Origin of the sequence: Corallococcus sp. 4LFB (genome assembly GCF_046520365.1) — a bacterium.
GTDB classification, from domain to species: domain Bacteria; phylum Myxococcota; class Myxococcia; order Myxococcales; family Myxococcaceae; genus Corallococcus; species Corallococcus caeni.
The window spans coordinates 1-6,688 of record NZ_JBKGHJ010000460.1; the positions used below are offsets into that span (position 1 = coordinate 1).

At 69.6% G+C, this 6,688-nt stretch carries 7 protein-coding genes; 3 read left to right on the forward strand and 4 right to left on the reverse strand.

The window, feature by feature from the left end:
- Positions 1-412, forward strand: a 412-nt coding sequence (locus ACLEQD_RS33945) for an AHH domain-containing protein (RefSeq protein ID WP_410389766.1), incomplete at its 5' end; no start/stop codon positions are given.
- A 19-nt stretch (positions 413-431) separates the two neighbouring features.
- Positions 432-884, forward strand: coding sequence for a hypothetical protein (locus ACLEQD_RS33950; protein ID WP_410389768.1), 453 nt, complete (start codon positions 432-434; stop codon positions 882-884).
- Between the two features lie 179 nt (positions 885-1,063).
- Here ACLEQD_RS33950 and ACLEQD_RS33955 read toward each other — a convergent pair whose 3' ends face one another.
- Positions 1,064-1,999 (reverse strand): LysR family transcriptional regulator, encoded by a 936-nt coding sequence (locus tag ACLEQD_RS33955; RefSeq protein ID WP_410389770.1) that lies wholly within the window; start codon positions 1,997-1,999, stop codon positions 1,064-1,066.
- A 181-nt stretch (positions 2,000-2,180) separates the two neighbouring features.
- Here ACLEQD_RS33955 and ACLEQD_RS33960 point away from each other — a divergent pair, with 181 nt between their 5' ends.
- Complete coding sequence (locus ACLEQD_RS33960; RefSeq protein WP_410389772.1) at positions 2,181-3,431, forward strand: MFS transporter; 1,251 nt, start codon at positions 2,181-2,183, stop codon at positions 3,429-3,431.
- An 82-nt stretch (positions 3,432-3,513) separates the two neighbouring features.
- Here the strand turns inward: ACLEQD_RS33960 and ACLEQD_RS33965 are convergent, their stop codons facing one another.
- The 3 genes from ACLEQD_RS33965 to ACLEQD_RS33975 form a co-directional block, all read right to left on the reverse strand.
- Positions 3,514-4,704, reverse strand: coding sequence for a hypothetical protein (locus tag ACLEQD_RS33965; protein ID WP_410389773.1), 1,191 nt, complete (start codon positions 4,702-4,704; stop codon positions 3,514-3,516).
- A 261-nt stretch (positions 4,705-4,965) separates the two neighbouring features.
- Positions 4,966-5,865 (reverse strand): hypothetical protein, encoded by a 900-nt coding sequence (locus tag ACLEQD_RS33970; protein WP_410389774.1) that lies wholly within the window; start codon positions 5,863-5,865, stop codon positions 4,966-4,968.
- A gap of 153 nt (positions 5,866-6,018) precedes the next feature.
- Positions 6,019-6,666, reverse strand: coding sequence for a response regulator (locus ACLEQD_RS33975; protein ID WP_410389775.1), 648 nt, complete (start codon positions 6,664-6,666; stop codon positions 6,019-6,021).
- Positions 6,667-6,688: the final 22 nt, after the last annotated feature.

Consider the following 6,688-nt stretch of genomic DNA (forward strand, 5'->3'; position numbering starts at 1 on the left):
CGAGGCCGTCACGGTGGCACTCGCCCCCGATGCGGTGGCCATGACGGCACGGGCCGTGGGGGGGACGGCTGCCGCCCCGGTGGACGCGGAGGGCCACGACCACCACATCGCCACGAACAAGTGGTGGAAGGCCACGAACAATGAAGGCCCGTGGTCACCCAAGTTCCAGAGGATCTTCGATAAGGCGGGCATGTCGCTGGACGACCCGGCGAACATCGTCCACGTCAAGGGCCACAAGGGACCTCACCCGCAGGCGTACCATCAACGCATTCTCCGGCGCCTGTCTGACGCAACGGAGGGGTGTCGCACCATGCAGCAATGCCGCGAAGCGCTGACAGCCGAACTCGGCCGGTTGGGGGAGCAGATTGCCACTCCGGGCACCACTCTCAATAAGCTGGTCACCGGCACCTAGGATCACGACAATGGCTCACATGAGAAGGCGCTACTTCGATCTGAGCGACGACATGACCATTCCAGGCCGGTGGGTGCTCGGCACTCCCACCGACGCTCAAGGCCGGGAGGTGGACGACCCCTGGATGTTCTATCGGGGCCAGCAACTTCCAGACCTGGGACGCTTGAAGCTTCCCATGGATGTACCCGGCAGGGCGCTCGACTTCTCACTCGCGGCGTTCGCGGCCCCGGTGGTCCACGCCCGAGTGGCTTCCGTGCTCACGGAGCTAGCCCCCGAGGAAGTGCAGACCCTTCCCGTGGTGATAGAGGGCCACCCTGAGCCGTTCTTCATTCTCGTGGCGACCCAACTCATTCAGTGCATTGACGAGAAGGCCACCGAGGAATTGCTGAAGTGGACGCCGGAGGACGGCGCCCTGAGAAGGTTGGAAAGTACCGGGACGTTTGGGGAATGCGGATTGACGCTTCGCGGGTAGGTGACGCGAAGGTGTTCCGCGCTTGGGGATGGCCCATCGTCCTGATCGTCCGCGAGGAGATCCGCGACGCACTTGAGCGCATGGGCGCCACGGGAACGAAGTTTGAAGAAGTTTGAGGGGATGTTCTCCCCGGTGAGTTTCAACGTAGTTGTCGCGTGAAACATGTTACGCAGCTGCGGTCATTGGTCGGCTTCCCGAGTAGGGCTCAAGTCCACCTGCGAGGCTTCGATTCCCGCCGCCCTCACTCCAGCAACCATCCAGGCCCGCATCAGCTCCACGAACCTGCGCAGCCTCGCCGGATGAAACCGTGCATACGGATAGAGCAGGTACATGGGCAGGGGCGCGGCCTGCCACTGCGGCACCAGGTGCAGGAGCCGGCCCCGCTGGAGGTCCTCCTGGAGCACCCAGGCCGAGCCCACGCAGACACCCAGGCCCTTCACCGCGGCGCTGCGAAGGGCGTAGAGGCTGTCCGTGCTCACGCGCGGCTGGAAGACGATGGGCTGGACCTCGCCGGTGGCCACGTGGGTCAGTGAGAGCTCGTTGCGATAGAACGTGCGCAATGACAGCCAGGGCAGCCTCGCCAGCTCGTCGGGATGCGTTGGCACCGGCACGCCCGCCAGCACGGAGGGCGCGGCCACGACGATGCGCGGCACCTCGGCCACGCGGATCGCCACCACGCTGGGGTCCTGCACCTCGCCGACGTGGATCGCGCAATCAATCCCATCCGCGATGAAGTCCACCGCCCGGTCGTGCAGCAGCCATTCGACGGAGACCCTCGGGTGGCGGCGCAGGTACTCCGTCAGCGGCTCCACCAGCAGCTGCTGCCCGAACGCGTGCGGCACCACGACGCGCAGCGTGCCCTCCGGTTCATCGCTCGCGCCGCGCAGGTCGGCCTCGAACAGCTCCCAGCTGGCCAGCAACTCCTTCGCCCGCTCGTAGCAGCGCGCGCCGTCTTCCGTGAGCTTCATCGCATGGGTGGAGCGCTGCAGCAGCCGCAGCCCCAGCGAGCGCTCCAGCGCCTGGAGCCGGCGGCTCACCGTCGGCTGCGTGGTGCCCAGCTGCGCGGCGGCGGAGGACAGGCTCCCCGCGTCGACGATGCGGAGGAAGGTCTGCATCAGCTCCAGCCGGTCGGCGCTGACGGGTGCGGCGGAGGCGGGAACCCGCGACCGGGCCTGCTTTGAGGGACGAGGCATATTGATACGCGAAGCGTATAACCGCTGTACGGAGCACGCGTCTACCGCGCCCTGCCCCTCTGGCGCACTGTTACCTCGTCGCGCATCACCCGAGGTGAACATCATGTCCTTCATTCGCGCCGTACATGGAACCGCCGGAAACGCTCCCCTCCCCGCACGGGTCTCCGTCGCCAGCCAGTCCCTGTCGAGCGGCCTGCGCCTGCTGCTGGCCGCGAGCGCCGGCCTGTCGGTGGCATCCATCTATTACAGCCAGCCGATGCTCGCGGTGATGGGGGCCACCCTCGGCGCCTCCGACACCGCGGTGGGCCTGGTGCCCATGCTCACGCAGCTGGGCTACGCGCTGGGCATCCTGCTCTTGACGCCGCTGGGCGACCGCTTCGACCGGCGCCGCATCATCCTCACCAAGGCCGCCCTGCTGAGCTTTGCGCTGCTGCTGGGCGGCATCGCGCCGGGCATCCAGCTGCTGCTCATCGTGAGCTTCGCCGTCGGCCTGACGGCGACCCTGGCGCAGGACATCGTGCCGGCCGCCGCGACCCTGGCCCCCGAGCATGAGCGCGGCAAGGTCGTCGGCACGGTGATGACCGGCCTGCTGCTCGGCATCCTCCTGTCCCGCGTCATCAGCGGCGTGGTCGCCGAGCACTTCGGCTGGCGCGCCATGTACCTGGTCGCCGCCGCCAGCGTGGCGTTCATCGGCGTGGCGGCCTGGCGCGGCCTGCCCCGCTTCCGCCCCACCAACACGCTGTCCTACGGCGCCCTGCTCGGCTCGCTCGCCAGCCTGTGGCGCAAGTACGGCGCCCTCCGCCGGGCGGCGCTGGCGCAGGGGCTCATCTCCATTGGCTTCAGCGCGTTCTGGTCCACGCTCGCCGTGATGCTGCACGGCGCTCCGTTCCACCTGGGGAGCGCGGCCGCCGGAGCCTTCGGTCTGGCGGGTGCGGCCGGAGCGCTGGGCGCGCCGGTGGCGGGACGCATCGCGGATCGCTTCGGGCCGGAAGTCGTGACGCGGCTGGGCGCCGGCCTGACCGTCGTCTCCTTCGCCACGATGTTCGCGGCGCCGTGGCTGGAGCCGGCCCACCGCCTGTGGCTGATTGGCGCCAGCGCGATCGGCTTCGACCTGGGGGCGCAGATCACGCTCGTGGCGCACCAGACCCTGGTCTTCGGCATCGACCCCGCCGCACGCAGCCGGCTCAACGCGGTGCTGTTCGTCACCATGTTCATCGGCATGTCCATTGGCGCGGCCAGCGGCAGCCTCGTGCTGGCCCGGTGGGGATGGACGGCGGTGACGCTGCTGGCGACCGTCTCCGCGCTGGCGGCCCTGGGGGTCCGCCTGTTCCCGGGAGCACGCACGGCCCGCTGAGCCCCTCGGGAGTTCCTCTCGAAGGGGGCGCCGGCACGCGCGACGCGAACCGGCGTCCCCTCCCTGCAACAGGCCGCGCGGCCTACTGCGCGGCCTGTTCGGACAGCAGCCGCACGTTGAGCGCGGCGTTGGCGAAGAACTGGCCGTTCTGCCCGACGCGATGCTGCTCCAGCCGGCGCTGGAGGTTCACGTCGTAGCGGCCGAGCTTCATCAGCCCGTCGTTGAACCAGCCATCCCCTGTCCCCGTGCCATCCACGAACTCCGCATACACCTTGGGCGCGGGCCAGATGATGGTGTTGAGCGTCACGACGAACTTGCGGATGTCCGCGTCCGTCCACTCCATGCCCGCGTCGTGGGCCTCGACGATGAAGGCCAGCACGTTGTTGGCGTGCGCCACGTCCTGGCCGGGCTGCGCGTCCGAGTCCCACTTGTCGTTCCAGAACCACGCCGCCGGGTGGTCCGGGTTGGGCTCCATCTTCGCGCGCAGCGACGACGGGAAGTTCGGCATGCCGTGGTGGATGTTGTCGAAGACCTCCAGGTAGCGGGCCTTCCGCTCCGGGTCGGTGGTCATCATCGACAGGTCCATGGCGATGAAGGCCCAGTGCGCGGCCATGTGCGTGCGGTTGCGGTAGACGAAGTCATTGGCCCCGCGCGTGAACCACTTCTCGAAGATGTTCCTCTCGGTGAACGCCAGCAGCCGGTCGTACTGCGCGCGGTAGGTGCTGGCGGCGTAGAGCTCCGGCGTCTCACGGATGACGCGCAGCAGGCGCGTCACGTAGCGCCAGCAATAGCTCTCATACAGCGGCACCTCCTGCCCGGAGGGCTCCGAGAGCGCCGAGGACCAGCCCAGGTAGCCGTCCTTGAACTGGCTTCGCGGAAGCGTCGAGGAGACGCGCGCGGAGGCCACCAGGTTGTTGACGTAGAGCAGGGCCCGGTCCAGGTACGCCCGCCTCCCGGTCGCCCGGTACATCGCGGTGTTGGCGTCCAGGCCGTAGGCGAGGTTGTAGAAGTCCCAGCTGTCGCGCGAGTTGCTCCAGGGCAGGAACGTCTGCATGTGCGCGCGCCCCCACTCCTCCACGAACATCCCCTCCCAGGAGGCGACGGAGCGAAGCCCGGCGGGGGCCGGAGGCACGGCGGGCGGCGTCGCGGGGAGCGGCTCCTCCTGGGGCGTAGCGGACGGAGTCACGGCCAGGGCCGGCACTTCGGGGTTCTCAATCCGGCCCACGGCCTCGCACGCGCTGCACAGCAGCAGGGAGAGCAGCAGGACCGGCACATGGAACAACCGGGAGTGGCATGAGCAGCGGGGTTTCGACATCGGGGGGCCTCGCTTCAGGTCGATGTGGCCCGCAAGGGTATGGGCGCCCCGGAACCATCCCAATGCCCCCCAGGGAACAGCGGCCCTTCCAGGAAAGGACGGACGCGTGCCCCCGGCGCCCTGGTCCCCGCGTCGTGCCGTCCGGCGCTGGACAGACGAAGTGTTCAGCCCCGGCCGCGCCCGCCGGGGCAGGTTCGAAAGTCGAGACGGCCCCTTGCCTCAGCGGCGGCGCTTGGGCGCGGCTTTCGGCGGACGCAGGTCCTGCTTGCTCTTCGGCAGCTTGGGCCCCGAGGAGAGGTCGAACTCGTAGGTGGCGCCGAGCAGGACGCGGAACTGGTAGATCTCCCGCAGGTCCTCGGTGACGGCCACGCCCGCGACGGCCTCCAGCACCAGGCCGGGGAACGCCTCGTGGCGCACCATGGGGAGGATCTCCACCTGCGCGGCGTTGTCCCGCCAGACGGGGGTGATGACGTCCTCGAAGTAGAAGCGGCCCACCACCTCCAGCCCCAGCATCGTGAAGTTGTCCAGGTTGTAGGTCGCCGCGAGCGCGAGCTGGACCGCGTCCGGGACATCGAACTCGGGCCGCGTTCCCCGGTCCCGGGTGCCCTGGTGGAGATAGCTGCCATTGAGCATGAAGCGCAGGTCCTTGGTGGCGCGCAGCTCGCCGACGAGGGTGCCCTCGTAGTCCCAGGTGCCGTCGGACAGGCTCGGGAGGATGCCGTCCTCGTCGCTCGGCCCGGTGGGCAGCGTGACGCGCCCGTAGGCCGCCAGCGCCGCCCGGCGCGTCTCCAGGAACGTCCACTGCAACCCGAGGGGGATGTCACCGAAGGCGACCTTGAAGTCGTCTTCGCCGGGAAGCCCCAGCGCCAGCAGCTCCACGTAGACGTTGGCCTCCAGGTTGTCGACGATGCCGAAGCGCAGGCTGGGGGAGATCTGCTGGTAGGGCTGGGACGCGTCCAGGTCCAGCGCGAAGAAGCCCTGGTAGCGCAGGCCCAGCTCCAGGTTGCCGCTCTTCGTGGTGGACGCGGTGCGCGTCACCATGGCGCGGTAGGGCTTGGCCCCCGCGCTGGACACGGCGAGGAAGGCGGCGAGGAAGACGAGGGGAAGACGGGGGTTCATGCGGCGCGACCCTAGTCGACACCGCGAGGATGGCGCAGGCCGAGAAGCACGCCGGATGCTGAGTGTCGCGGCACCGAAATGTTTCGCGCCTGCTGTCGCCGGGATGCGCGTGGAGCACCTCCGCGGACACGAGCCACGCGCCCGGACGCAGCGCTAGAGACAGCCCAGCTCCATGGCGCGGAGCACGGCGCGCGTGCGGTCCCTCACGCCCAGCTTGGAGAGGATGCTGGAGGTCTGGTTCTTCACCGTCCCCTCCGCCGTCCCCAGCGCGTCGGCGATCTCCCGGTTGCTCAGCCCCCGCGCGATGAGGCGCAGCACCTCCACCTCGCGGCGGGTGAGGCCTTCCGGCAGGTCCGCGTGGGGGAAGTCGCGGGGCAGCTCCGCCATGCCTCGCGCCACGCGCTCCGCGATGCCGGGGGGCAGCAGCGTCTGTCCGGAGGCCACGCGCCGGATGGCCTCCGCCAGCTCCTCCAGGGACACGTCCTTGAGGAGGAAGCCCTGCACTCCCGCGCGCAGCGCCTCGATGAGCGCGGTGTCCTCGTCGAAGGTGGTGAGCAGCACCACGCGCCGCTCCGGATCCGTCCGGCGCAGTGCGCGCAGGGCCTCCAGCCCCGTCATGCGCGGCATGCGCACGTCCATCAGCACCACGTCCGGGTCGAGCTCCGCGACCTTGCGCAGCGCCTCCTCGCCGTCGGCGGCCTCCCCCACCACCCGCAGGTCCGGCGTGAGCTCCAGCAGGCTGCGCAGCCCCTGGCGCACCAGGGCGTGATCATCCGCGAGCACCAGCCGGATGGCGTTCACGTGCCCACCCCGCGCTCCGGCG